A 24,661-nucleotide genomic window follows, 5' to 3' on the forward strand; every position below is an offset into this window, starting at 1 on the left:
TGCCACCTGCTAGGTGTCAGGCGAAGTGAGCTAGGAATCCCCCTCGTTCACGAGGGGGAGGAGTCAATCGGTGTCCTTCACTGGAGTCTTGCCGGAGTACTCCCGGCTGATCGCCTCGGCGGTGCGGCGCAGCAGCGGGAGCAGTGCGAGGAGTTCGTCGGCGCTGACGACGACATTCGGTGCGGAGACCGACATGGCGGCGACGGTCCGCCCGTCCGCGCCGCGGATGGGCGCCGCGACGCAGTTGATGGACTCCTCGTGGCCACCGAGGTCGGTGGCCCAGCCCTGTTCGCGGACCTTGGCCAGTTCGGCGAGGAAGGCCGTGGCGTCGGGGGTCGAACGGGACGTGTAGCGGGGGTAGTCGAGCTTCTCCGCGAGGGCGCGGCGCTCGGGCCCGGGCAGGTCGGCGAGGAGCAGCTTGGCCACGGCGGCGACCGTTATCGCCACGGGCTTGCCGATCCGGGAGTACATCCGGACCGGGTAGCGGCTCTCGACCTTGTCGATGTAGAGGACCTCGTTCTCCTCGTGGACGGCGAGGTGGACGGTGTGTCCGCACTTCTCGTTGAGTTCGACGAGGTGGGGGTGGGCGATCTCGCGTACGTCGAGGTTCTCGACGGCCTGCTGGGCCAGCGCGAAGAGCCGGGCGCCGAGGCGGTAGCGCTGGTCGGGCTGGCGGTGGACGAGCCCGTGCTCGTGCAGGGTGCGCAGCAGGCGCAGCGCGGTGGACTTGTGCACGCCGAGTCGGTCGGCGACCTGCCCCAGGTCGGCGGGTCCCTCGGCGAGCAGCGGCAGGATGCTCAGCGCGCGGTCGACGGTCTGACTCATGGCGTGGATACCTCCTCGGCGGCCCGCTCGTCGGCTGTCGTGGCGTTCGTCCAGCCGGGGCCGAGGTGCAGTGTCTCCCAGGCCGTGGTGCCGAGGGCGGCGAGGCGGTCGGCGTGCGCGCGGGAGGGGGGTGGTGCGAGGTCACCGGGGACGGTGAGGACCGCGGCGGCCCACAGGTGGCCGTGGCGCACGCGGGCGGGGACGGGCAGGCCGCGGAGGGTGGCGGAGAGGTATCCGGCGGCGAAGGCGTCGCCCGCGCCGACGGCGGCGACCACGTCGACGCGCGGGGCGGGCTCGGTGTGCCGGCCGCCCCGCTCGTAGACGACCGCGCCCGCGGCGCCGCGCTTGACGATGAGGGTGGCGGGCTCGGGCAGCGCCTCGCGCAGGGCGTCCGGGCCGCCGGTGATGCCCCAGGCGGCGGCCGCCTCGTCCTCGCCGACGAAGACCAGGTCGGCGCCGCGGGCGAGGTCGAGTAGGACGCGGGCGTCGTCGGCGCGCTGCCACAGGCCGGGCCGGTGGTTGACGTCGAAGGAGACGAGCGGGCGGCCGGCGGCGGGGCGGGGGGCGGTCAGGGCGCGCAGCAGGCCCAGGCAGTCGGCGGAGAGCGCGGCCGTGATGCCCGTCAGGTGCAGCACCCGGCCGGCGCGGATCGCGGCCAGGTCCATGGTGGCGGCGGACATGGCGGAGGCGGCGGAGCCCGCCCGGTAGTAGGCGACCTCATGGCCGTCGGTGGCGCGGTCGCCTGCCGTGCGGAAGTAGACGCCGGTCGGGCGCAGCGGGTCGCGCCGGGCGAAGGAGACGTCGACGCCGCAGTCGGCGATGGCGGTGAGCAGGTGGTCGCCGAAGCCGTCGGCGCCGACGCGGGAGATCCAGCGGGCGGTGTGGCCGGCGCGGGCGAGGGTACAGGCGACGTTGGATTCGGCGCCGCCGATGGCGCGGTCGAAGGACGGCACGTCGGCGAGCCGCCCGGGGCGGCTGGGCAGGAAGGTGACCATGGACTCGCCGAGGCAGACGACGTCGGCGTCCGGGGCGGGGGCGCCGTCCGGGGCGGTGCTGCCGCCGTCGTTCGAGGACCTGGTCACGATCGGTTGCGCTCCTTCGCTGGGCGGCTCGTTCGGGCGGGTTTCCGGGGCGGCGTGCCGCCGCGTGTCCGGCCGCTTCCGGGCCGTGTTCCGCGCCATTGACCGGGCGATGGCTCGGATGTTAGACAGCTGTAAGCGATATGCGCAATGAGTGTTGCAGAGAGTGCAACAAGATCTTGAGGAGGCCCCATGGCCGGCGAGCGGCTCACGCAGGGACTCGGGGAACTCGCGGACGAACGGGTCGACCACCGCTTCAAGGGCCTCCCCCCGGACGCCGAGGGACTGACCGTCGGCGAGCTGGCCGCCGAGCGCCGCAACCTGTTCACCGGCGGGTTCACCACCCCCGTCCTGGCCCTGGCCGCCGACTCGGTCGAGCACAACCTGGCACTGATGGAGACGTACGCCACCCGGCACGGGTTGGCCTTCGCCCCGCACGGAAAGACCTGCATGGCGCCGCAGCTCTTCGCCCGCCAGCTGGAGCACGGCGCCTGGGGCATCACCGCGGCCGTCCCCCACCAGGCCCGGGTCTACCGCACCTTCGGCATCCAGCGGATCTTCCTGGCCAACCAGGTCGTGGACCCCGCCGCGCTGCGCTGGCTGGCCGGTGAACTGGCCGCCGACCCGGACTTCCGCTTCACCTGCTACGTCGACTCGCTGCGCGGCATCGAGCTGATGGACGTGGCGCTGCGGGAGGCCGGGGCCGTCCGCCCGGTGGACGTGGTCGTCGAGCTGGGCGCCGGCGAGGGCGCGCGGACCGGTGTCCGCACGGAGGCCGAGTGCCTGGAACTCGCCGACGCCATCGCGGGCGTGGACACCCTGCGCCTGGTGGGCGTCGCGGGGTACGAGGGCGAGGTGCCCGACGCCGACACCGAGCGGGTGACCGCCTGGCTGCGCCGGCTGGTGGCGCTGGCCGTGGAGCTCGACAAGGCGGGCCGGTTCGCCGACCTCGACCAGATCGTGGTCAGCGCCGGCGGCAGCGCCTGGTTCGACGCGGTCGCCGAGGTCTTCGCGGCCCTCCCCGAGCTGTCCGCGCCGGTCCTGAAGCTGCTGCGCTCGGGCGCGTACGTCAGCCACGACGACGGCCACTACCGCAAGCTCACGCCCTTCAACCGCATCCCCCAGGAAGGCGCCCTGCAGCCCGCCTTCCTGCTGTGGGCGCAGGTCGTCTCCCGTCCCACGCCCGAGCAGGCGTTCCTCAACGCGGGCAAGCGCGACGCGGCGTACGACCTGGACCTGCCGCGCGCCCAGGTCGTACGGTCCGGCCGGGACGGCACCGAGCGGCCGGCCGACGGGCTCACCGTCACCAAGCTGTCCGACCAGCACGCGTGGCTGGCCACCGAGCGCTCCGGCGACGTGGAGGTCGGCGACTGGGTGGGACTGGGGCTGTCGCACCCCTGCACCTCCTTCGACAAGTGGCAGCTCATCCCGCTGGTCGAACGGGACGGAACGGTCACGGACTTCATCCGCACGTTCTTCTAGGGGGCCGGTGGTGGATGACCTCGTCATCCGGGACGCGGAGGTGGTGGACGGCAGCGGCGCGCCCTCCTACCGCGCCGACGTGGTGGTCGACGGCGGCCGGATCGTCTCGATCGTCAAGGAGGCCGCGGCGGCGGGCTGCCAGCGCCCCACCGCCCGGCGGGAAATCGACGCCGAGGGCCTGGTCCTCTCCCCCGGCTTCATCGACATGCACGCCCACAGCGACCTCGCGCTGCTGCGCGACCCCGACCACAGCGCGAAGGCCGCGCAGGGCGTGACCCTCGAAGTGATCGGCCAGGACGGGCTGTCGTACGCGCCGGTCGACGACCGCACGCTCGCCGAGGTGCGCCGCGCGATCACCGGCTGGAACGGCTACGGCGAGGGCGAGGTCGACTTCGCCTGGCGGTCGGTCGGCGAGTACCTGGACCGCCTCGACCACGGCTTCGACGGCCGCGGCATCGCGGTGAACGCCGCGTACCTGATCCCGCAGGGAACGGTCCGGATGCTCGCCGTCGGCTGGGAGGACCGCGCGGCGACGCCCGAAGAGCTGGCGCGGATGCGGCAGTTGGTCGCCGAGGGCATGGCGCAGGGCGCGGTCGGCATGTCCTCCGGGCTCACCTACACGCCCGGCATGTACGCCGACGACGCCGAACTCACCGAGCTGTGCCGGGTGGTGGCGGAGTACGGCGGCTACTACTGCCCGCACCACCGCTCCTACGGGGCGGGCGCCCTGGAGGCGTACCAGGAGATGATCGCCCTCACCCGCGAGGCGGGCTGTGCGCTGCATCTGGCGCACGCCACCATGAACTTCGGCGTCAACGAGGGCCGCGCGCCCGAACTGCTGTCCCTCCTGGACGCCGCGCTGGACGCCGGCGCGGACATCACCCTCGACACCTACCCCTACACCCCCGGCTGTACGACGCTGGTCGCGATGCTGCCGAGCTGGGCCGGCGAGGGCGGCCCGGAGGCGGTGCTGGCCCGTCTGCGCGACGAGGCGACGGCCGAGCGGATCCGGCACGTCATGGAGGTGGCGGGCGCGGACGGCTGCCACGGCGTGCCCATCGACTGGGAGACCATCGAGATCTCCGGAGTCTCGGACCCCGCCCTGGCCGGCCACGTCGGCCGGACCGTCGCGCGCACCGCCGCGGAACGCGGCGAGGAGCCCTGGACGACCGCCCGCCGCCTGCTCCTCGACGACCGCCTCGGTTCGACGATCCTCCAGCACGTCGGCCATGAGGACAACGTCCGCCGGATCATGCGCCACCGGGTGCACACCGGCGGCAGCGACGGCATCCTCCAGGGCGACAAGCCGCATCCGCGGGCGTACGGCACCTTCCCGCACTACCTCGGCCGTTACGTCCGCGAGACGGGCGTGCTGTCGCTGGAGGAGTGCGTCGCCCATCTGACGGGCCGCCCGGCCGCCCGGCTGCGGCTGCCCGACCGGGGCCTGGTGCGCGAGGGCCACCGCGCCGACCTGGTCCTCTTCGACCCGGCCACGGTCGCGGCGGGGTCGACCTTCGACGCCCCCCGCACGCTGCCGACCGGCATCCCGCACGTCCTGATCGACGGCCGGTTCGTGATCGAGGACGGGCGGCGCACGGAGGTGCTGGCGGGGCGGACGGTACGGCGGACGGCCGTCCGCCGCTGACGGTCACAGCGAGGGGAACCACCCGGTCTGCGACAGTGACCCCTGCCGGGGCGGCTTCCGGTCACGCGGCGGGGCCTGCTCCGCGGCCCGGCTCTGCAGGGCGTGCAGCACCAGTTCGCGCAGCTCCTGCTCGTTGTTGGTGAGCGAGGCGCCCAGCTCGGCGGCCCGCTCCTCGCGTTCGGCGGACCGCCGGATGGTGAAGAAGACCACCGGGCCGTCGTAGTGGCCGTCCTCCTTGAGCCGCCGCACCATCTCGAAGCCGGCGGAGTGGTCCGTGCCCCGGCTGATGTCGGAGACCAGCAGGTCGGGGGCGCGGTTGCGGAGCGCCTGCACGGCGGCGGCGCTCTTGGGCACATGGCTGACCTGGGCCCCCAGGCCCTCCAGCACCTCGCGCACCACGGCCTTGCGGTCCGGCTGGTCGTCGACCCACAGGACGTCGAAGGCCGGCGCGGCCGGGTACGGAGCCGGGTACGGGGCCTGCTGCGGGTACCCGCCCTGCGGGTAGGCCCCCTGCGGCACCGGGGACGGCTGCCCCGGCGTCCGGCCCTGCTGCGGCATCTGTGGCGGCATCTGCTGCGGCGGCGCCCCGTAGCCGCCGTACGGCTCGTCGCCCGGCCACGCCAGCGGCGGGCCGAACCCGGTGGCGTAGCCGTCCACGCGCGACCCCAGCCCCTGCCACACCGGGGCCCACTCCTGGGACATCCGGGTCGGCTCCGCACCCGGACCCAGCGGGCCCTCGCGCAGCCGCCGCAGCAGCAGCGCGGCGTCCGGGCGGGCGGTCAGCTCGTCCACCAGGGAGGTGAAGGCCGGATTGACCACCAGGTCCGGGAACTCGTTGGGCAGTTGGCGCTCCAGGACGGCCAGCACCTCGTCGCCGCCCGCGCCGAGCGGCTGCGGCAGCACCAGGTCGTAGCGCGCGAGGAAGTCCCGTACGGGGGTCTCCTCCCCCGGGGCGCCCGCGGGCGCCAGCAGCGTGCGCCGCACCTCGCGGTAGGTCCGGAACTCGGCCACCACATCGCCGTCGACGGTGCCCGACGGGCCGGTCATCATGCGGTAGAAGTCGGGGTAGAAGTACTGCAGCAGCAGCGTCCTGATCACCGCGTCCGGCCCGAAGTCGCGCCAGACGGGGTTGAGCGTGGCCTCCAGGACGAAGCCGTTGACCAGGCGCTTGATGCGGCGCGGGTTGCGGTCCGAGCGCTGCGCCAGCAGGTCGACCAGGGCGTCGTCGAGCAGCGGCTCGATGCCGGCGGTCCGTGCGCACCAGCGGATGTAGTCCTTGACGCCGTGGTTGTCGGCGGCCGGGATCCGGTAGCTGGTCTGGAAGATCTTCTCCATGAACGCCGAGCCGGCCGGCGACAGATCGCGCAGCAGCCCGTTCGGCCCGAGCGCCGAGCGGTCGCAGCCGATCACGAACGCCAGCCCCGGCACGTCCAGATAGACCTTCACCGCCTCGCAGACGGCCAGCACCGTCTCCTCCGAGCAGCGGTCGAGGTCGTCGATGAAGACCACCAGGAGCCGGCGGGGCCGGAACTCGGCGGTCTCGGACCACTCCTGGACCAGGTCGCCGATCGCGCCCCGCATCTCGTTGCGGGCCTGGGAGTCGACGGACAGGCTCTTCCACAGCTCGTCGACCAGGCCGGCCACCCCCAGCGGCCCGGCGACGACGGTGCTCAGCGCCCGCAGGACCCGCAGCAGCGCGCGCCGCTCGCCGACCCGCTGCAGTCCGCGGCGCAGCACCCGCCGGTCGAAGCGCATCAGGACGGACTTGATCAGCCCCTCCAGCGCGTCGGCGCCGGTCGAGGTCCAGGCGTTGTACCAGACGGTGTGCACCTCGGGGGCGTGCGCCAGCTCCGCGTCGACCAGCCGCATCAGGCTGCTCTTGCCCATGCCCCAGCCCGCGTCGACGGCGAGCGTGAAGGGGGTGGAGGCGCGGGAGGCGACCAGCAGTCCGGCGAGCTGGCGGGCGGCCCGGCCGGCGCCGAGCAGGTCCGCGCCGGACTCGGCGACCGGTTCGTCGTTGAGCAGCGCGAAGGGACCGTGCGCCGGCGGTGCGGACGCGGCCGGCGCGGGGAGGGGTAAGCCGGGCGTGCTGGGTGGGGGCAGGGGCGCCGAGGTGGCCATGCGCCCGGAGCGTACCGGCGTACGCGCCCGCGCGCCGGTCTACCGTGAAATCACCAGGGCACGCGGGATCAGCGGCGCGGCGCGTACCGCGGAGGGTCACCACCCGTGAGGAACCCCACACCATGCGCTGATCGACGTGGGGAAAAACACCGGGCGGGTACCGAAACGCGCCCGTAAGGTGGCGGACATGCAGGTGATCCAGTCAACGAAGCTCGCCAACGTCTGCTACGAAATCCGTGGCCCGGTGCTCGAGGAGGCCATGCGGCTGGAGGCGGCGGGTCACCGCATCCTCAAGCTCAACACCGGCAACCCCGCGGCGTTCGGCTTCGAGTGCCCGCCCGAGATCCTGGAGGACATCCTCCGCACGGTCGGGACGGCACACGGCTACGGCGATGCCAAGGGCCTGCTCTCCGCCCGCCGCGCGGTGATGCAGCACTACCAGACCCAGGGCATCGATCTCTCCGTCGACGACATCTACCTCGGCAACGGCGTCTCCGAGCTGATCCAGATGTCGATGCAGGCGCTGCTGGACGACGGCGACGAGGTGCTGGTGCCCGCCCCGGACTACCCGCTGTGGACGGCGTCGGTCTCGCTTTCCGGGGGCACGGCCGTGCACTACCGCTGCGACGAGCAGGCGGACTGGATGCCGGACCTCGCCGACATCGAGCGCAAGGTCACCGACCGCACCAAGGCCATCGTCGTCATCAACCCCAACAACCCCACGGGCGCCGTGTACGACGACGAGCTGCTGCGGGGCATCGCGGAGCTCGCCCGCCGGCACAACCTGATCGTCTGCGCCGACGAGATCTACGACAAGATCCTCTACGACGGCGCCACCCACACCCCGTTCGCCTCGCTCGCCCCCGACCTGCTGACCTTGACGTTCAACGGACTGTCCAAGGCCTACCGGGTGGCGGGCTACCGCAGCGGCTGGATGGCGGTCTGCGGCCCCAAGGCGCACGCCGCCTCGTACATCGAGGGGCTGACGATCCTCGCCAACATGCGGCTGTGCGCCAACATGCCGGCCCAGCACGCGGTGGCCACCGCCCTCGGCGGCCGGCAGTCGATCAACGACCTGGTGCTGCCCGGCGGCCGCCTGCTGGAGCAGCGGGACACCGCCTACGAGCTGCTGACCCAGATCCCCGGCGTCAGCTGCGTCAAGCCGAAGGGCGCGCTGTACGCCTTCCCGCGGCTGGACCCGAAGGTCTACAAGGTCAAGGACGACCGGCAGATGGTCCTCGACCTGCTGCGCGCCGAGAAGATCATGATCGTGCACGGCACCGGCTTCAACTGGCCGGAGCCGGACCACTTCCGGCTGGTCACCCTGCCCAGCAAGGACGATCTGGCGGACGCGGTCACCCGGATCGGCACCTTCCTCGACGGTTACGGACAGTACTGAGCCGACCCGACCTCTGTACGGAACTCAACTTTAGACAGCGTCTAAGCTAGGATGGCTTCCTGAACGTATTCAGGAGGCTGTCCCATGTACGAACCGATCCGCACCAAGTCGGTCCACACCATGGCCGCCGCCCCGCAGATCCCGCACCGCTCCCGTGAGGAAGAGCTTCAGATCCGGCTCGCCGGACAGCTGACCGCGCTGCTCACCGTCACCGACGAGCTGCACGCGCTGGCGGTGCGGGCCGGGTCCGCCCGGGCCCGGGAGCTGGACGCCGCCGCGCTGGCCGCCGCCGCCGACCGCATCGCCGAGCAGGTCGCGCGGCTGAGCGGCGGCCACTACCCCCTGCGCGCCGAGCCCACCGACGGCGGCGCCGCGTCGCGCGTCGAGGCCCTGCAGCAGCGCGCCCGCGCCCTGGCCGGGAACGCCCTGGCGGTCGCCACGTCCCGGGACGACGCCGCGGCGATGACCCTGGCGGCGGAGCGACTGGCGGCGCACTCCGAGCCGCTGCCGGGCCTCGCCTCGGCGTCCATGGCGGGCTGACGCGGCGGCGTCACCCGACCGGAGCAACCGGGGCGGAGAGATCTCGAAGCCACCGCCGGTCCCCGGCCCGTTCCCGTCCGCGGCCGCCCGCTGCGAGGAACGGGCCGGGGCCCCGCACCACGTTCGTGCGGGGCCCCGGCCGGGTGTGCGGTCGGCGTCGGCTACTGCTCCAGCCGCTGGACCAGCGCCCGGTACTCGTCCCACAGCTCCTTCGGCGTGTGGTCGCCGAAGGTGTTGAGGTGGTCGGGGACCAGGGCGGCCTCCTCGCGCCAGATCTCCTTGTCGACGGTGAGCAGGAAGTCCAGGTCGGCGTCGGCCAGTTCGAGGCCCTCGGTGTCCAGGGACCCCTTCGCCGGCAGGATGCCGATCGGGGTCTTGACGCCCTCGGCGCGGCCGTCGAGCCGGTCGACGATCCACTTCAGGACGCGGCTGTTCTCACCGAAGCCCGGCCAGACGAACTTGCCCGCCTCGTTCTTGCGGAACCAGTTCACGTAGTAGATCTTCGGCAGCTTCGACTGGTCCTTGCCGGCGCCGACCTTGACCCAGTGGGCCATGTAGTCGCCCATGTTGTAGCCGCAGAACGGCAGCATGGCGAACGGGTCGCGGCGCAGCTCGCCGACCTTGCCCTCGGCGGCGGCGGTCTTCTCGGAGGCCACGTTCGCACCGAGGAAGACGCCGTGGTTCCAGTCGAAGGACTCGGTGACCAGCGGCACGGCCGAGGCGCGGCGGCCGCCGAAGAGGATCGCCGAGATCGGCACGCCCTTGGGGTCCTCCCACTCCGGCGCGATGATCGGGCACTGTGAGGCGGGCACCGTGAAGCGGGCGTTGGGGTGGGCGGCCGGGGTCGCCGACTCCGGCGTCCAGTCGTTGCCCTTCCAGTCGGTGAGGTGGGCCGGGGTCTCCTCCGTCATGCCCTCCCACCAGATGTCGTTGTCGTCGGTCAGGGCGACGTTGGTGAAGACGGAGTTGCCCCACAGCGTCTTCATGGCGTTGGCGTTGGTGTGCTCGCCGGTGCCGGGCGCGACGCCGAAGAACCCGGCCTCGGGGTTGATCGCGTAGAGCCGCCCGTCCTCGCCGAACCGCATCCAGGCGATGTCGTCACCGATCGTCTCGACGGTCCAGCCGGAGATCGTGGGCTCCAGCATGGCGAGGTTGGTCTTGCCGCAGGCGGACGGGAAGGCGGCGGCCACGTACTTCGACTCGCCCTGCGGCGGCGTCAGCTTGAGGATCAGCATGTGCTCGGCGAGCCAGCCCTCGTCGCGGGCCATGACGGAGGCGATGCGCAGGGCGTAGCACTTCTTGCCCAGCAGCGCGTTGCCGCCGTAGCCGGAGCCGTAGGACCAGATCTCGCGGGCCTCGGGGAAGTGCGAGATGTACTTGGTGGAGTTGCACGGCCACGGAACGTCCTGCTCGCCCTCGGCCAGCGGCGCGCCCAGGGTGTGCACGGCCTTGACGAAGAAGCCGTCGTCGCCCAGCTCGTCCAGGACGGCCCGGCCCATACGGGTCATGGTGCGCATGGAGACGGCGACGTACGCGGAGTCGGTGATCTCGACGCCGATCGCGGACAGCTCGGAGCCCAGCGGGCCCATGCAGAACGGGACGACGTACATCGTCCGGCCCTTCATCGAGCCGCGGAAGATGCCGCCCTCGCCCTGCTCACCGGCGAAGATCTCCCGCATCTCGGCGGGGGCCTTCCAGTGGTTGGTCGGGCCGGCGTCCTCCTCCTTCTCGGAGCAGATGAACGTGCGGTCCTCCACCCGCGCGACGTCGGTCGGGTCGGAGGCCGCGTAGTAGGAGTTGGGGCGCTTGATCGGGTCGAGCTTCTTGAACGTGCCCTTGTCGACGAGCTCCTCGCACAGACGCTCGTACTCCGCCTCCGAGCCGTCACACCAGACGACCCGGTCGGGCTGGGTGAGCGCTGCGATCTCGTCGACCCAGGAGATGAGGTCCTGGTGACGGGTCGGAATGGTGGGAGCCGCGTTGTCGCGCGCCACGATCGCTCCTAGATGAGGGTGTGGACGGATGTTTGCCCGTTGTGACGGGATGATCCGCTTCTTTTGGTTGTCTGCCCCTTGGGGGCTGCGACCCGGATGCTTCGCGACCGCTCATCCGGTGCCGACCGCACTCATTTGATCATCCGACCCTAAGAGAGTTCTGTCCAGAGGGCGCATTCGTGACCGTCACCACTTCCGCATGAATCCGTAACTTACGGTGGCGTAGGTAGCATTGCGCCATGACTTCCGCGCCCGACGCCGCCGAGAGCACACTCCCCTCCGCGCCGCCCGCGATCGCGGCGGTCACCGCCGCGGCCGCGCCCCTCAAGCCGAAACTGCGGGGCTGGCTGCACGCCGGAATGTTCCCCGCCGCCCTACTGTCCGGCGTCATCCTCACCGCCCTCGCCGACAGCCCCCGCGGCCGCCTGGCCTGCGCCATCTACACGCTGACCGCCTGCCTGCTCTTCGGCGTCAGCGCCCTGTACCACCGCGGCAATTGGAGTCCGCGGATGGACGGGGTACTGCGCCGCCTCGACCACGCCAACATCTTCCTGATCATCGCCGGCACCTACACACCGGTGACGGTGCTGCTGGTGCCCGGGTCCCGGGGCCAGGTGCTGCTCTGGGCGATCTGGGCGGCCGCGTTGGCCGGTATCGCCTTCCGCGTCTTCTGGGTCGGCGCGCCCCGCTGGCTCTACACCCCCTGCTACATCGCCATGGGCTGGGCCGCCGTCTTCTTCCTCCCCGACTTCCTGCGCACCGGCGGTATCGCCGTCCTCGTCCTCGTCGTCGTCGGCGGCCTGCTCTACAGCGCCGGCGGCGTCATCTACGGCATCAAGCGCCCCAACCCCTCACCGCGCTGGTTCGGCTTCCACGAGGTCTTCCACTCCCTCACGCTCGCCGCCTTCGTCGTCCACTACGTCGGCATCTCCCTGGTGGCCTACACCCACGCCTGAGCCGCACTCCCGGGGCGCGCCCACGGCGCGCAACCGGAGGCCCCACCTCCCTTCACTCAAAGTCATCACCTCATCCCCCAGCGTGACATGGGCCACTGACAGCCGGGCCGCCGGCATGGCCTGGCGCGCACCGGATGCCGGACAATGCCGGGATGGTCTGCGCACGCACGAACGCCACCACCCCGCCCCGGACACCGCGGACCGGGCTGCGTGAGCGGAAGAAGGTCAAGACCCGGCAGGCGATCCGGCGGGCCGCCTACCGCCTCTTCGCCGAGCGGGGGTACCAGGCGACCCCCGTCGACCGGATCGCCGAGGCCGCGGACGTCTCGCTGAGCACGGTCTTCCGGTACTTCCCCACCAAGGAAGACCTCGTGCTGACGGACGAGTACGACACCCTGCTGGCGACCGGGATCCGGGCCCGCCCCGCGGACGAGCCGATGGTCGAGTCGATACGGCAGGTCACCGTCGAGGCGCTGGGCAAGATCGCCGCGCGGGAGGGCACCGAACTCCTCCAGCGCATCCGGCTGATCCGCGACGTGCCCGCCATCCGGGGACGATCGGCGGAGCAGTCCGCCCGAATCGCCGCGCTGATCAGCGCGGTGCTGGCCGAACGCGCCGGCCGCCCCGCCGACGATCTGGAACTGCGGGTCGTCAGCGCGGCGATCCTCGCCGCGCTCCAGGAGGCGATGCTGAGCTGGGCCGCACAGAGCCCGACCGCCGACCCGGACGCGTTGATCGCGCTGATCGACCGGACGATGGACGTACTTGCCCGGGGCCTCACACCGTGAGGCCGGGCCGGCCGGCGACTTCGGGCGCCGCCCCGTTGAGCACGCCCTCGATCCCGGCCGCCGCCGCCAGCAGGTCCTCGTCCGCTCCGAAGCCGCCGACGACCTGCAGGCCGAGCGGCAGCCCGTTGGCGGCGTGACCGGCGGGCAGACTGAGGGCCGGCAGACCGGCGTTGCTCCAGGGCAGGCACATGATCGAGGTACCGGTGGTGGTGAGGTCGGCGGGCGCGGGGCCGGTGGCGGCCGGGGCGATCCACAGATCGACACCGGCGGCGCTCCCCTCCGCCGCGAGGCGCTCGCGGAACTCCGCGCGCCGGGCCCGGGCCGCTTCGTAGACGGCCTCCTTGATCGTGTGGCCCTGCCGGACGGCGACCGCGGTCTGCTCCCGATAGCGGTCGCCGAAGCGCGCGAACCAGTCGGCGTGGGCCCGTGCGACCTCGTAGCGGTTCATCGTGAACAGCTGGGCCACGACCTGCTCGAAGTCGTCCATCACCGGGACCTCGCGGACCGTGTACCCGGCTGCCCGCAGCACGTCCCGCTGGTCCTTGAAGGCGCGCAGCGCCTCCTCACCGGCCCGCTCCAGATAGGGGCCGGCCGGTATGCCCAGCACCGGGCGCCGCCCGCCCGCCTCCGGCCGCGCCCCGCGCCACCCGTCGAGCAGCACCGACGCCGCGAGGGCGACACCCGCCACATCCGTGGCGTAGCACCCGAGGGTGTCGAAGCTGACGGCGTTGGGGATCACCCCGTCGACCGGGATCCGCCCGTAGGTGGGCTTGAACCCGGTCACGCCGCAGTACGCCGCGGGCCGGATCATCGAGCCGACGGTCTGTGTCCCGATGGCCAGCGGCACCATGCCGGCGGCGACCGCGACCGCCGACCCGCTGCTCGAACCCCCGGGAGTGTGGGCCGGGTTGTGCGGATTGCGGGTCGGTCCGGGCGCCGTGACCGCGAACTCCGCCGTCACGGTCTTGCCCGCGATCAGCGCGCCGGCCGCGCACAGCCGGTCGACGACGGCGGCCTGGGGACCGCCGAGCACCTCGGGGGGCAGCGCCGAGCCGGCCCGGGTCGGCAGGCCGTCGACCCGCACGATGTCCTTGACGCCCACGGGAACGCCATGCAGCGGCGGCCGCCCTGCGGGGCCCGGCGCACCGTCCGCCGCCGGCACCCGCGCGGCCGCCGACAGCCGCCTGCGCCGGCCGGGCTCCGGCACGAACGCCCGCACCTGCCGGTCGACGGCGTCGATGCGGTCACACGTACGGTGCGCCGCGGCGACCGGGTCGTCCGTGCCGGCCCGCAACGCCGCGGCCTCGTGGACAAGGGGACGCCGCCCCAGCAAGGTCATCACCGCGGCAGCGTACAACTGCCCACCGACAGCGGCCGGTTGGCGGCCGCATCACCCGGCCGGCGGACTCACCCCCGCAGCCGGTCGCCCAGTTCGTCCGGGTCCGTCGTGGGGCGCTCGCAGGTGAAGTGGCGGCAGACGTACGCGGCCGGACCGCCGTCCACCAGGGGGCGGTCCTTGAGCAGCGGCACCTCGCCGGTGTCGTCGGAGCCCGGGGCGCCCAGCGCGACCACCGCTCCCGGGGCGGTGCCCAGCAGCGCGGCGCGGTGCAGCGCGTCGGTGGCCGGATCGCCCTGCGGACCGACGACCGCGATCTCCCGCGGCCCGTCCAGCGCGGCCTCGGCGACGGCGAGCCCCCAGCCGATGAACCGCGGGGCCCGGCCGCCGAGCGCGGTGACGATGCCCAGAGCCCGCTCCGCGGCGCCCCGGTGGAGGTCGCTGCCGGTCAGCGCCGCGTACGACAGCAGGGCACCGGCGGCCGCGGTCCACCCGGAGGGCGTGGCGTTGTCGGTCGGGTCCTGGGGGCGGCGGATCAGCGCCTCCGCGTCGGCCGCGGTGTCGTACAGCGCGCCGTCCTCGGTGGTGAACTGCAGCAGCACGGTGTCCAGGAAGAAGCCCGCGAACTCCACCCAGACGCCCTCCCCGGTGACCGAGGCGAGGGTGAGGAAGCCCTCGGCGACATCGGCGTAGTCCTCCAGCACCCCGGAGTTGGCGCCCGGGACGCCGTCGCGGGAGGTGCGGTGCAGCCGGGCCTGCCAGTCCATGTGGACGCGGACCAGCAGGTCGGCGGCGTCGGTGGCGGCCTGGACCAGATCCGGGCGGTCGAAGTAGGCGCCGGTCTCGGCGAGCGCGGCGATGGCCAGCCCGTTCCAGGCGGCGACGACCTTGTCGTCCCGCCCGGGGCGGGGGCGCTCGGCGCGGGCCGCCAGCAGCCGCTCCTTGACGTCGGCCAGCCGTTCGGCGTCCACCAGGCCGTCGGTGTCCGGGAGCTGGAGCACCGAGGCACCCTCCTCGAAGGTGCCCTCCTCGGTGACACCGAAATAGGTGGCGGCGAACTCCGCGTCCTTCTCCCCCAGTACGGCGCGCAGCTGCTCCGGCGTCCACACGTAGTAGGCGCCCTCGACGTGCCGTCCGGTCCCGTCGTCGCTGTCCGCGTCGAGGGCGGAGGCGAAGCCCCCCTGCTCGGTGCGGAGTTCGCGGACCATGAAGTCGGCGGTCTCCACGGCGATCCGGCGGGCCAGGTCCGAGCCGGTGGCGCGCCACAGGTGGGCGTAGGTCCGGCACAGCAGCGCGTTGTCGTAGAGCATCTTCTCGAAGTGCGGCACGGTCCACGTGGCGTCCACCGCATAGCGCGCGAAACCGCCGCCGAGCTGGTCGTAGATCCCGCCGCGGGCCATCGCCTCGCAGGTCGCCTGCACCATCTCCAGGGCCCCCGCGGAGCCGGTGCGGGCGTGGTGGCGGAGCAGGAACTCCAGCGCCATGGACGGCGGGAACTTCGGGGCGCCGCCGAACCCGCCGCGCACCGCGTCGAATTCACGGGTCAGGCCCATCAATGCGGCATGCAGCTCCTCGGGGCGCGGCGGCCGCCGGTCGGCGGGCAGCGAATCGGTCAGCGAGCGCCCGGCCAGGTCGGCGACGATCCGCCCGGCGACCTCGCCGACCTCGTCGCGGCGGTCGGCCCAGGCGCTGCGCACCCCTTCCAGGACCTGCCCGAAGGAGGGCATGCCGTGCCGGGGCGCGGGCGGGAAGTACGTGCCGAAGTAGAAGGGCTCGGCGTCGGGGGTGAGGAAGACGGTCATCGGCCAGCCGCCCTGACCGGTGGCGGCCTGCACGGCCTCCATGTACACGGCGTCGACGTCCGGGCGCTCCTCGCGGTCGACCTTGACCGACACGAAGTGCTCGTTGAGCAGCGCGGCGGTGGCCTGGTCCTCGAAGCTCTCGTGGGCCATGACATGGCACCAGTGGCAGGAGCTGTAGCCGACGCTGAGCAGCACCGGCACACCGCGCCGCCGGGCCTCCTCGAACGCGTCGGCGGACCACGGCCACCAGTCGACGGGATTGTCGGCGTGCTGGAGCAGATACGGGGAAGTCTCATGGGCCAGGCGGTTCGGCATGGCTCCATCCTCTCCCAAGGTGAGCCGGCGGGGCAGGAGCGGCGGGGGAGAGTGTCCGGCCGGGTCCGGGTTATCCACAGGGCTGCCGGAATCCGTGCGGACGCGGAAGACTGTGCGTACGGCGAAGATCACCGCCCGGGCGCGGGACCGCCGACGACTGCGGGGACTGCTGGAGGGGGAGAGGCATGTCGGGCTCACCGGCCGCGCTGCGAGCGGACCATCGGGAGGCAGCGCAAGCTCTGTTGACCAGGGCCGTCGAGGAAGAGGTGCGGCGCTCGGACGGACGGCTGGACGCCGGCACGCTGCTCGGCAGAGCGCAGGCGGCGCTGGAGGAGGTGGCGGGCAGCGCCGCCGAGGAGTACACCGCGTACGTCCGGGCCCTGGACGAAGCGGCCGCCGGTCAGCCGTCGCTGGCGCAGCGGCTGTCCCGCAGGGAGCTGGGCACCCCCGCGGTGGCGACGGCGGTCGCGGCGATGGCGGCGTTCGGCACGGACCTCGCATACGGCACGGGCGCGGGCGCGGCGCTGGGCGTGGGGGCCGCCGTGGTCGTGGCGGGCGCGGCGGCCACGGTCCTGAAGCTGACCGCGGGCCACTGGCCGGCGGCGCACCGCCAGGCCGGGCTGCGCGGTCAGCCCGGCGGCCCGGAGCAGCTGCGGCTGCAGTGGCTGACGGCGCTGGAGGTACGGGGCGTCCGGCCGTTCCTGGACCAGCAGCGGATGCTGACGGCGGCGGCCACGGCGGCCCAGCCGGCCGCCGCGGCGAAGGCCGCCCGGGGGCCGCAGCTGCGCGGCGCGGACCGTAGCGCGGCCGCCCGGCAGCGGTCCGTACTGGAGCATTCGTTCTCCCAACTTCCCCGCCCCGACGGCCCGTTCGCCGGGCGGCGGGACGAGCTGACGCGGATCGCCCAGTGGGTGCACGCCGCCCGGGCGAGCACCGAGACCAAGCCGACGGTGGTGGTGCTGCACGGCGAGCCGGGCTCGGGGCGCACCGCACTGGCGGCGCGTGCCGCGCACCAGCTGCGCGATCAGTTCCGCGGCGCCTGTGTGGTGGACCTGCGCGGGGACACCCCCGGCGAGGTGCCGCTGCCGACCCGGGACGCGCTGCTGCATCTGCTCAACCGCCTGGGCGCACCGCGCGAGCAGCTGCTGTTCCGCGAGCGCCCGTCCCAGGAGCAGCACGTCAAGCGGCTCACCGAGCTGTACCACCAGCATCTGACGGGCCTTCCGGTGACGGTCCTGCTCGACGACGCCTCGGACCCCGAACAGGTGCGCACGCTGGTCCCGGACCGCTCCGACAGCCTGGTGCTGGTGACGTCCAGGGCGCCGCTGGAGCTGCCCGAGGACCTTCCGGCGTGGGTGCACCAGCTGCCCGTGGGGCCCCTGGACGCGGCGGGCACCGAAGAGCTGCTGCGTGCCGCCGCGGCGGACGGTGCGCAGGCGCAGGGCGAGGCGGCCGCCCCCGACTCCCGGGCGGTCGAGGAGATCTCCGCGCTGTGCGCGGGGCTGCCACTGGCGCTGCGGGTGGCGGGCTCCTGCCTCGGCTCGCGCACGGCCGCCGCGCTGGCCGCGGACCTGGCGGCCCACGACGCGGCCTCCCCGGTGGAGCGGGCGCTGTCGCTGCGCTACGCCGACCAGTCCGAGACGGCCCGGCGGCTGCTGCGCCGGCTGGCGCTGGTGGGCCGGGCGAGCCTGGGGGCGGCGGCCGCGGCGGCGCTGCTGGACGTCGACAACGCCGAGGCGGAGCGGCAGCTGACGACGCTGGCCCGAGCCGGGCTGATCGAGCACGTCCGCGGCGAGCGCTTCCGCCTGCACGCCCTGGTGCACCGCTTCGCCCACGACCGGCTGGTGGACGAGGAGGACGCCGACGAGCGCGGCGTGGCCCAGGAGCGGCTGATCCGCGGCTATGCGGAGCTGGCCGACTCGGTCATCCGGCTGGTCGACGGCCGTACGTCGACCCGTGCCGACCGCTTCGGCTCGCACGGCTTCACGTCCCTGGACGCCGCCCTGCAGTGGCTGGACGACGAGACCAGCTTCATCACGGCCGCGCTGCGCCACGCCGACCAGGGCGTGGACCAGGCGGCGGTCTCCCATCTGCTGGGCGCCCTGGCCGACTACTGCCTGCTGCGCGGCGACCTCTACCGCCTGGGCGAGCTGAGCGAGCTGACCCGGGCGGTCGGCCAGGGGCTGCTGGTCCGCTCGGTGCAGTGGCGTACGGGTGTGGCGGCCCGGCAGCTCGGCGAGCTCGACAAGGCCCGCACGACCCTGTCCTCGGTGGTCGATCTCTACTTCGAGGCGCAGCATCCGGCGGGCGCCGCCCGCGCGCTGCGCGACCTGGGCATCACGCTCCAGCAGCAGGGCGACCTCATCGAGGCCGCGGCCAAGCTCCGCGAGGCACTGGAGCTGCAGTCGGGCCCGGACATGCGCGGCGACCGGGCCTGGACGCTGCACGCCCTGGCGGCGGTGGAGCGGGACCGGGCGCGGATCGCCGACGCCATCGCCATGCTCCGCGAGGCGCTCGAGCTGCACGAGGAGAGCGAGAGCCTGCACGGCCAGGCGTGGGCGCACTTCCAGCTCGGGCAGGTGTATCTGCGGATGGGCGAGGTGCCGCGGGCGGAGAGCGCGCTGCACGCCGCGACGGAGCTGTACGGCCGGACACACGACGAGCGGGGCGAGGCCTGGGCGATGACACAGCTGGCCCGCGCCCGGCTGCTGGACGACGAGCCCGGCCCCGCGGCGGACCGGCTGCGGCAGGCACTGCCGCTGCACCATCAGCACGAGGACGCCCGCGGCGAGGCCTGGACGATGTACTACCTGGGCCAGGCGCTGGAGGAGCACGGCGAGCACGACGCGGCGCTGCGGCAGCTGGAGCGCTCGCGGACGATGTTCAGCCGGATGCAGGACGGCTACGGCCTGGCCTGCGCCCGGCACCACTCCGGGCGGGTCACCCGCGATCTGCGGGCGGCGCAGACCGGTTCGCTGCGCAACAGCGGCTTCGCCCGCCAGCTGCTGCAGGACGCCCGCAGGGACTTCCAGCGGATCGGGGTGCCGCACGGCGAGGCATGGTCCTGCCTGGAGCTGGTGATCATCGATGCCGGCAACGGCCGGGCCGGGCAGGCGCTGGAGCTGGCCGACGAGGCGGCCCTCATATTCGCCGGCTACGGCGACCGGCGCGGTGCGGACTGGGCGCGGTTCCTGCGCTGCACGCTGCTGCCGTTCGCCTCACCGGGCGGCAGCGTGGTGGGCACGGCCGTCGCCCAGGAGGAGCTGGCACAGCTGGTGCGGGACGGCCACCCGCTGCGCGACGCGAAGCTGGAGGACTGCGCGGAGGCGTTCGCCCTGCTCCTGGACCGCGGGGTGGAGCCGGAGTCGGGCTGGCAGGCCTGGCGCCTGGGCATGGTGCCCAACCGCCACGCACGCGAGGTCATGGGGGTGCAGGTCACGCCGGGCGTCGTGGAGTGATCCGGCGCGCGGGCCCGAGGCCACGCCGAGTCCGCGACGCCCGACCCGACTCGCGGGCCCGGGGCCACGCCCAGTCCGCGACGCCCAGCCCGACTCGCGGGGCCGGGGCCACGCCGAGCCCGCGACGCCCGACCCGGCGCGCTGCGGCGCCCGGCCCGACTCGCTGCGGCGCCCGGCTGCCGAGGGCGTGCGGCCCGGCTCGCTGACCACTCGGGTCAGCGAGCCGCCGGGGCGGTGGACCGGCCTGAGCCATTCGGCCGGCCCTCGACCGTCACCCGGTCCGCGGGGACCGGCGAGCCGGTGCGGGCGACCCGGCGGGCCTTCGCCCGGCGGTCGCGCCGCACACCCGCCGATCCGCCCCCTCAGCCGGTCTTCGGCTCGGCGGCCGTCGAGGCGGCCGAGGCGCGGGTGCCCGCCTCGCCCTCCTTCGGCTGCTCGTCGAAGTCGACCTTCTTCATGTGCTTGTTCATGGACTTCATCAGCAGCCACACGGCGCCGCCGATGACCGCGAAGACGATGAAGCCGAGGACGCCGGGCGTCACCTTGTTCTTGTCGAAGCTGTCGGCAAGGGTGACGAAGTGCGTCAGGGCGAGGGTGCTTGTCGCGCTCATCATGGGCTCAATTGTTGCGGATGCCCGCGAAGAGGTCGTCCTCGGGGAGGGAAGTGTCCACGAGCGACTTCGCGAGCTCGTACTCCTCCGTCGGCCAGACCTCGCGCTGGATGTCCATCGGCACCCGGAACCAGCCCCCGTCGGGGTCGATCTGGGTGGCGTGCGCAATCAGCGCCTTGTCGCGGATCTCGAAGAACTCGTCGCAGGGGACGTAGGTGGTCAGCGTGCGCTCACGCTGCTCGAACTGCTTCCAGCGCTCCAGCCACTCGCCGTAGGGCGAGTCCATGCCGCGCGCCAGCAGCGCCTCGTGCAGCGCGATCGTGCGCGGCTTGTTGAAGCCCTGGTTGTAGTAGAGCTTCTGGGGCTGCCAGGGCTCGCCGGCCTCCGGGTACTTCTCCGGGTCGCCGGCCGCCTCGAAGGCCACCATCGTGATCTTGTGGGTCATGATGTGGTCCGGGTGCGGGTAGCCGCCGTTCTCGTCGTAGGTCGTGATGACCTGCGGCTTGAACTCCCGGATCAGCTTCACCAGCCGCCCGGCCGCCTCCTCGACGTCCTGCAGCGCGAAGCAGCCCTCCGGCAGCGGCGGCAGCGGGTCGCCCTCGGGCAGCCCGGAGTCGACGAAGCCCAGCCACTCCTGCTTGACGCCCAGGATCTCCCGGGCCTCGTCCATCTCCCTCTTGCGCACCTCGTGGATGTGCTCCTCGATGTACGGGTCCCCCTGGAGCTTGGGGTTGAGGATGGAGCCTCGCTCACCACCTGTGCAGGTGGCGACCAGCACGTCCACCCCCTCGGACACGTACTTGGCCATGGTGGCCGCACCCTTGCTCGACTCGTCGTCGGGGTGGGCGTGGACCGCCATCAAACGCAGCTGCTCAGTCAAGTCTCGATCCTCAGGTAAAGGCCGGAGAAGATGCCTCCTATAGTGACCGAAGCGAGGGGGCGCTGTATTCCCTGGGGCGGGGACCCCCCGGGGGTTCCCGGTCGAGGTCCCCGTAGGCCAGGAGGACTGATCATGACCGCGGTGCGCGAAGGGCTCCCCGACGGACGCTACGGCCGCTCCGCGGACCGGCGCGCGGACCGCAAGCTCAAGATCGTCGGCGCGGTGCTCGGCGTCGCGCTGCTGGGCGTGGTCGGCTGGTCGGGCGCCTCCTACATCGCGGGCCAGGACCTCAGCGGCCGCGTGATCACCTGGGACGCGGTGTCCGACCACGCCGTCAAGGTCCATCTCGAGGTCGTCAAGGACGCCGACGCCAAGGGCGTGTGCACCCTGCGCTCGCAGTCCGCGGACGGCGCCGAGGTCGGCCGCAAGGACGTCAGCGTCGACCAGCGCACGGAGCAGGTGGACACCGAGGTCACGGTGCGTACGACGAAGCGGGCGACCAACGCGGTGCTGGTGGGCTGCACGGCGGCCGGCAAGGGCTGAGCGCGCCCGGCGGCCGGCAACGGCTGAGCGCGCGCCCGGCGCCCGGCGGGGCCGTGACCGCACCGCGACGGTCCGGCGACCGCCCGCGACCGCGCCTTCGACCACGCCCGGCCGCCGCCGCCCGTAGGTGTGTCGTGACCGCCTCTGATCAGGGATGATGCACAGCTGAGCGGTCACTGTGAATTTCCTCTTCCCCGTTTTGTGCCGGAATTGTTAGGCTCGTGGTTTCGCCCACCCGTGAAGGCGCAAACCTTCCTGGTAGGGCGTTTGATTTATCCCCAGTACCGACGAGGAGCACCTGTGACCCAGACCAGCGAGAACGTCACCTGGCTGACCCAGGAGGCGTATGACCAGCTCAAGGCCGAGCTGGAGCACCTGTCTGGTCCCGCACGCGCCGAGATCACCGAGAAGATCGCGGCGGCCCGCGAGGAAGGTGACCTGAAGGAGAACGCCGGGTACCACGCCGCCAAGGAAGAGCAGGGCAAGCAGGAGCTTCGCGTCCGCCAGCTGACCCAGCTGCTGCAGACCGCGAAGGTCGGCGAGGCCCCCGCCGCGACCGGAGTGGTCGCTCCCGGCATGGTCGTCACCATCGCGTTCGACGGGGACCCCGACGACACGCTGTCGTTCCTTCTGGCCTCGCGGGAGTATGCGAGCTCGGACATCGAGACCTACTCCCCGCAGTCGCCGCTGGGTACGGGCGTGAACGGCAAGAAGGTGGGCGCCGACGCGGAGTACGAGCTCCCCAACGGCAAGAAGGCGAGCGTGCGGATCCTCGACGCCAAGCCGTACAGCGGCTGAGTCCCGCGGCACTCACGGACAGTGCCGAAGCGGCCCGGAGCGCGATGCTCCGGGCCGCTTCGCCGCCTCCGCGCGCTTTCGGCATCCGCGCGCTCCCCGTGCCACGTCGTGCGTGACCGGGGCCCCTCAGGCCGTCGCCGACCGGTACTTGCGGACCGCCAGGGCCCGGAAGGCCGCGATGATCAGGACGGACCAGATCACCGACGCCAGCACCGGATGCTCCATCGGCCAGGCGCCGGTCACGGACTTGGGCGCCTCCGCGATGGTGTTGCCGAACAGCTCCCGGGCCGCGGCCACCGTCGCGCTGAAGGGGTTCCACTCCGCGATGTGCTGCAGGAACGTCGGCATGCCGTCGACCGGTACGAACGCATTGGACAGGAACGTCAGCGGGAAGAGCCAGATCAGCCCGCCGGACGTGGCCGCCTCGGGCGTGCGCACCGACAGGCCGATCAGCGCGCCGATCCAGGAGAAGGCGTAGCCGAGCAGGAGCAGCAGCGCGAAGCCGGCGAGCACCGCGGCGATGTTCTCGTGGGTGCGCCAGCCGATCAGCAGCGCGACCACCGCCAGCACCACCAGCGTCAGCGCGGTCTGCACCAGGTCGGCGAGGGTGCGGCCGGTGAGCACCGCGCCGCGGGACATCGGCAGTGAGCGGAACCGGTCGATGAGCCCCTTGTGCATGTCGTCGGCGATGCCCGCACCGGCGCCCGCCGTGGCGAACGTGACGGTCTGGGCGAAGATCCCGGCCATCAGGAACTCGCGATAGGCCTGGGCGTCGCCGACCGGGGCGCCGGGGATGTTGATGGAGCCGCCGAAGACGTAGGTGAACAGCACCACGAACATGATCGGCTGGATCAGCCCGAAGATCACGACTTCGGGGATCCGCAACATCCGGATCAGATTGCGCTTGGCGACCACCAGCGAGTCGCGTACGGACTGGCCGACGCCGCCGCGGGACTGCGGGGCGGGCGCAGGGGAGCCACTGGCCGCTTCGGTCACCGTCGTCACTTCACACCCTCCTTCCGGCGCCCGGCCGGTGCGGGGTCGGCGCCGTCCGCCCCGGCCGGGGCGCCGCTGTCGTCCGTCGTCTCGGCGGCGTGCCCGGTCAGCGAGATGAACACGTCGTCCAGGGTGGGGCGGCGCAGCCCGATGTCGTCGATCTCCACGCCCCGCACGTCCAGTTCGCGGATGACCTCGGCGAGGAGCTTGGCGCCGCCGGTCACCGGGATCGTGAGCCTGCGGATGTGCGGTTCGACCGTGCTCTCGCCCTTGGCGAAGCCGCGCAGGACCTCGTCGGCGACGGTGAGGTGCTCGGGGGCGTGCACGACGACCTCCACCCGCTCGCCGCCGGTGCGCGCCTTGAGCTGGTCGGCGGTGCCGCGGGCGATGACCTTGCCGTGGTCGACGACGCAGATGTCGTGCGCGAGGCGGTCGGCCTCCTCCAGGTACTGGGTGGTGAGCAGCAGCGTCGTGCCGCCCGCGACCAGCTCCTGGATGACGTCCCACAGCGCCTGGCGGTTGCGCGGGTCCAGGCCGGTGGTCGGCTCGTCCATGAACATCACGGGCGGGCTGACGACCAGCGCGGCCGCGAGGTCGAGGCGGCGGCGCATCCCGCCGGAGTAGGTCTTGGCGGTGCGCTCGGCGGCGTCGCCGAGGTGGAAGCGCTCCAGCAGCTCGGCGGCCCGGCGCTTGGCGTCGCGACCGCTCATCTGGTAGAGCTGACCGACCATCACCAGGTTCTCTCGACCGGTCAAGTACTCGTCCACGGCGGCGAATTGGCCCGAGAGGCCGATGGAACGGCGTACCTTGTCGGGGTGTGCGAGGACATCGATGCCGGCGACCTGCGCCCTGCCGCTGTCGGGGCGGAGCAGGGTCGTCAGAACCCGTACGGCGGTGGTCTTGCCGGCACCGTTCGGGCCGAGCATTCCGAGGACGGTTCCTTCGGGAACGTCGAGGTCGACGCCGTCCAGTGCCCTCACATCGCCGAAGGTCTTCACCAGACCTTCGGCGTAAATGGCGCCTGGCATAGGGGTACCCCCATAGCTTGGGTCAGTTCCAGGTGGAATGTTACGTTTGGCGACCTATAGGTGCT

The 24,661-nt window shown here is 72.8% G+C and carries 19 protein-coding genes; 9 read left to right on the forward strand and 10 right to left on the reverse strand.

The window, feature by feature from the left end:
- Positions 1-63: 63 nt before the first annotated feature.
- A complete protein-coding gene (locus ACFWZH_RS19915) occupies positions 64-825 on the reverse strand; it encodes an IclR family transcriptional regulator (protein WP_384432469.1) in 762 nt (253 codons plus the stop codon).
- Entirely contained in the window at positions 822-1,820 is a 999-nt protein-coding gene (locus ACFWZH_RS19920; RefSeq protein WP_384432595.1) for a sugar kinase, read from the reverse strand. The genes ACFWZH_RS19915 and ACFWZH_RS19920 overlap by 4 nt, the downstream gene beginning before the upstream one ends.
- A gap of 276 nt (positions 1,821-2,096) precedes the next feature.
- On the opposite strand from ACFWZH_RS19920, the gene ACFWZH_RS19925 reads away from it, so the two are divergent.
- Together ACFWZH_RS19925 and ACFWZH_RS19930 are read left to right on the forward strand one after the other, a co-directional pair.
- The gene (locus ACFWZH_RS19925) at positions 2,097-3,386 is read left to right on the forward strand and encodes an amino acid deaminase (RefSeq protein ID WP_384432472.1); all 1,290 of its coding nucleotides are present in this window, start codon (positions 2,097-2,099) and stop codon (positions 3,384-3,386) included.
- A 10-nt stretch (positions 3,387-3,396) separates the two neighbouring features.
- Positions 3,397-5,031 (forward strand): amidohydrolase family protein, encoded by a 1,635-nt coding sequence (locus tag ACFWZH_RS19930; protein WP_384432475.1) that lies wholly within the window; start codon positions 3,397-3,399, stop codon positions 5,029-5,031.
- 3 nt (positions 5,032-5,034) lie between these two features.
- Here ACFWZH_RS19930 and ACFWZH_RS19935 read toward each other — a convergent pair whose 3' ends face one another.
- Positions 5,035-7,152 carry a P-loop NTPase fold protein gene (locus ACFWZH_RS19935; protein ID WP_384432478.1) on the reverse strand — a complete coding sequence of 706 codons (2,118 nt, stop codon included), beginning with the start codon at positions 7,150-7,152 and terminating at the stop codon, positions 5,035-5,037.
- 187 nt (positions 7,153-7,339) lie between these two features.
- Here ACFWZH_RS19935 and ACFWZH_RS19940 point away from each other — a divergent pair, with 187 nt between their 5' ends.
- A complete protein-coding gene (locus tag ACFWZH_RS19940; protein ID WP_384432481.1) occupies positions 7,340-8,551 on the forward strand; it encodes a pyridoxal phosphate-dependent aminotransferase in 1,212 nt (403 codons plus the stop codon).
- An 84-nt stretch (positions 8,552-8,635) separates the two neighbouring features.
- Positions 8,636-9,091: a hypothetical protein gene (locus ACFWZH_RS19945; RefSeq protein WP_384432484.1), complete on the forward strand. Its 456-nt coding sequence runs from the start codon at positions 8,636-8,638 to the stop codon at positions 9,089-9,091.
- A gap of 161 nt (positions 9,092-9,252) precedes the next feature.
- Here the strand turns inward: ACFWZH_RS19945 and ACFWZH_RS19950 are convergent, their stop codons facing one another.
- Positions 9,253-11,085: a phosphoenolpyruvate carboxykinase (GTP) gene (locus ACFWZH_RS19950; RefSeq protein ID WP_384432487.1), complete on the reverse strand. Its 1,833-nt coding sequence runs from the start codon at positions 11,083-11,085 to the stop codon at positions 9,253-9,255.
- A 239-nt stretch (positions 11,086-11,324) separates the two neighbouring features.
- Here ACFWZH_RS19950 and ACFWZH_RS19955 point away from each other — a divergent pair, with 239 nt between their 5' ends.
- Together ACFWZH_RS19955 and ACFWZH_RS19960 are read left to right on the forward strand one after the other, a co-directional pair.
- Positions 11,325-12,041 carry a hemolysin III family protein gene (locus tag ACFWZH_RS19955; RefSeq protein WP_384432490.1) on the forward strand — a complete coding sequence of 239 codons (717 nt, stop codon included), beginning with the start codon at positions 11,325-11,327 and terminating at the stop codon, positions 12,039-12,041.
- Between the two features lie 152 nt (positions 12,042-12,193).
- Entirely contained in the window at positions 12,194-12,829 is a 636-nt protein-coding gene (locus tag ACFWZH_RS19960; RefSeq protein ID WP_384432493.1) for a TetR/AcrR family transcriptional regulator, read from the forward strand.
- On the opposite strand, the gene ACFWZH_RS19965 is transcribed toward ACFWZH_RS19960, so the two are convergent.
- Together ACFWZH_RS19965 and ACFWZH_RS19970 are read right to left on the reverse strand one after the other, a co-directional pair.
- On the reverse strand, positions 12,819-14,171 hold the full coding sequence (locus ACFWZH_RS19965; RefSeq protein WP_384432495.1) for an amidase: 1,353 nt from the start codon (positions 14,169-14,171) through the stop codon (positions 12,819-12,821). The two genes, ACFWZH_RS19960 and ACFWZH_RS19965, sit on opposite strands and share 11 nt — an antisense overlap.
- 65 nt (positions 14,172-14,236) lie before the next feature.
- Positions 14,237-16,282: a thioredoxin domain-containing protein gene (locus ACFWZH_RS19970; protein ID WP_384432498.1), complete on the reverse strand. Its 2,046-nt coding sequence runs from the start codon at positions 16,280-16,282 to the stop codon at positions 14,237-14,239.
- A gap of 185 nt (positions 16,283-16,467) precedes the next feature.
- Between ACFWZH_RS19970 and ACFWZH_RS19975 the strand changes: the two genes are divergently transcribed.
- Positions 16,468-19,740: a tetratricopeptide repeat protein gene (locus ACFWZH_RS19975; RefSeq protein WP_384432501.1), complete on the forward strand. Its 3,273-nt coding sequence runs from the start codon at positions 16,468-16,470 to the stop codon at positions 19,738-19,740.
- A 362-nt stretch (positions 19,741-20,102) separates the two neighbouring features.
- Here the strand turns inward: ACFWZH_RS19975 and ACFWZH_RS19980 are convergent, their stop codons facing one another.
- A complete protein-coding gene (locus ACFWZH_RS19980) occupies positions 20,103-20,354 on the reverse strand; it encodes a hypothetical protein (RefSeq protein WP_384432504.1) in 252 nt (83 codons plus the stop codon).
- A 4-nt stretch (positions 20,355-20,358) separates the two neighbouring features.
- Complete coding sequence (mca, locus tag ACFWZH_RS19985; protein ID WP_384432507.1) at positions 20,359-21,231, reverse strand: mycothiol conjugate amidase Mca; 873 nt, start codon at positions 21,229-21,231, stop codon at positions 20,359-20,361.
- 132 nt (positions 21,232-21,363) lie between these two features.
- On the opposite strand from mca, the gene ACFWZH_RS19990 reads away from it, so the two are divergent.
- Together ACFWZH_RS19990 and greA are read left to right on the forward strand one after the other, a co-directional pair.
- The gene (locus ACFWZH_RS19990; RefSeq protein WP_384432510.1) at positions 21,364-21,774 is read left to right on the forward strand and encodes a DUF4307 domain-containing protein; all 411 of its coding nucleotides are present in this window, start codon (positions 21,364-21,366) and stop codon (positions 21,772-21,774) included.
- A gap of 300 nt (positions 21,775-22,074) precedes the next feature.
- A complete protein-coding gene (greA, locus tag ACFWZH_RS19995) occupies positions 22,075-22,572 on the forward strand; it encodes a transcription elongation factor GreA (protein ID WP_384432513.1) in 498 nt (165 codons plus the stop codon).
- Between the two features lie 126 nt (positions 22,573-22,698).
- On the opposite strand, the gene ACFWZH_RS20000 is transcribed toward greA, so the two are convergent.
- A complete protein-coding gene (locus ACFWZH_RS20000) occupies positions 22,699-23,577 on the reverse strand; it encodes an ABC transporter permease (protein ID WP_384432516.1) in 879 nt (292 codons plus the stop codon).
- Positions 23,574-24,596, reverse strand: a complete 1,023-nt coding sequence (locus ACFWZH_RS20005) for an ATP-binding cassette domain-containing protein (protein WP_384432519.1) — start codon at positions 24,594-24,596, stop codon at positions 23,574-23,576. Before ACFWZH_RS20005 ends, ACFWZH_RS20000 begins: the two co-directional genes overlap by 4 nt.
- Between the last annotated feature and the right edge of the window lie 65 nt (positions 24,597-24,661).

Source organism: Streptomyces sp. NPDC059008, from assembly GCF_042749045.1.
Taxonomy (GTDB): Bacteria; Actinomycetota; Actinomycetes; order Streptomycetales; family Streptomycetaceae; genus Streptomyces.

Bases quoted from the DNA above. Each gene is read 5' to 3' on its own strand.
- ACFWZH_RS19915 (WP_384432469.1), bottom strand. From the start codon at position 825: ATGAGTCAGACCGTCGACCGCGCGCTGAGCATCCTGCCGCTGCTCGCC.
- ACFWZH_RS19920 (WP_384432595.1), bottom strand. From the start codon at position 1,820: ATGGTCACCTTCCTGCCCAGCCGCCCCGGGCGGCTCGCCGACGTGCCG.
- ACFWZH_RS19925 (WP_384432472.1), top strand. From the start codon at position 2,097: ATGGCCGGCGAGCGGCTCACGCAGGGACTCGGGGAACTCGCGGACGAA.
- ACFWZH_RS19935 (WP_384432478.1), bottom strand. From the start codon at position 7,152: ATGGCCACCTCGGCGCCCCTGCCCCCACCCAGCACGCCCGGCTTACCC.
- ACFWZH_RS19940 (WP_384432481.1), top strand. From the start codon at position 7,340: ATGCAGGTGATCCAGTCAACGAAGCTCGCCAACGTCTGCTACGAAATC.
- ACFWZH_RS19945 (WP_384432484.1), top strand. From the start codon at position 8,636: ATGTACGAACCGATCCGCACCAAGTCGGTCCACACCATGGCCGCCGCC.
- ACFWZH_RS19955 (WP_384432490.1), top strand. From the start codon at position 11,325: ATGACTTCCGCGCCCGACGCCGCCGAGAGCACACTCCCCTCCGCGCCG.
- ACFWZH_RS19960 (WP_384432493.1), top strand. From the start codon at position 12,194: ATGGTCTGCGCACGCACGAACGCCACCACCCCGCCCCGGACACCGCGG.
- ACFWZH_RS19970 (WP_384432498.1), bottom strand. From the start codon at position 16,282: ATGCCGAACCGCCTGGCCCATGAGACTTCCCCGTATCTGCTCCAGCAC.
- ACFWZH_RS19975 (WP_384432501.1), top strand. From the start codon at position 16,468: ATGTCGGGCTCACCGGCCGCGCTGCGAGCGGACCATCGGGAGGCAGCG.
- ACFWZH_RS19980 (WP_384432504.1), bottom strand. From the start codon at position 20,354: ATGATGAGCGCGACAAGCACCCTCGCCCTGACGCACTTCGTCACCCTT.
- ACFWZH_RS19990 (WP_384432510.1), top strand. From the start codon at position 21,364: ATGACCGCGGTGCGCGAAGGGCTCCCCGACGGACGCTACGGCCGCTCC.
- ACFWZH_RS20005 (WP_384432519.1), bottom strand. From the start codon at position 24,596: ATGCCAGGCGCCATTTACGCCGAAGGTCTGGTGAAGACCTTCGGCGAT.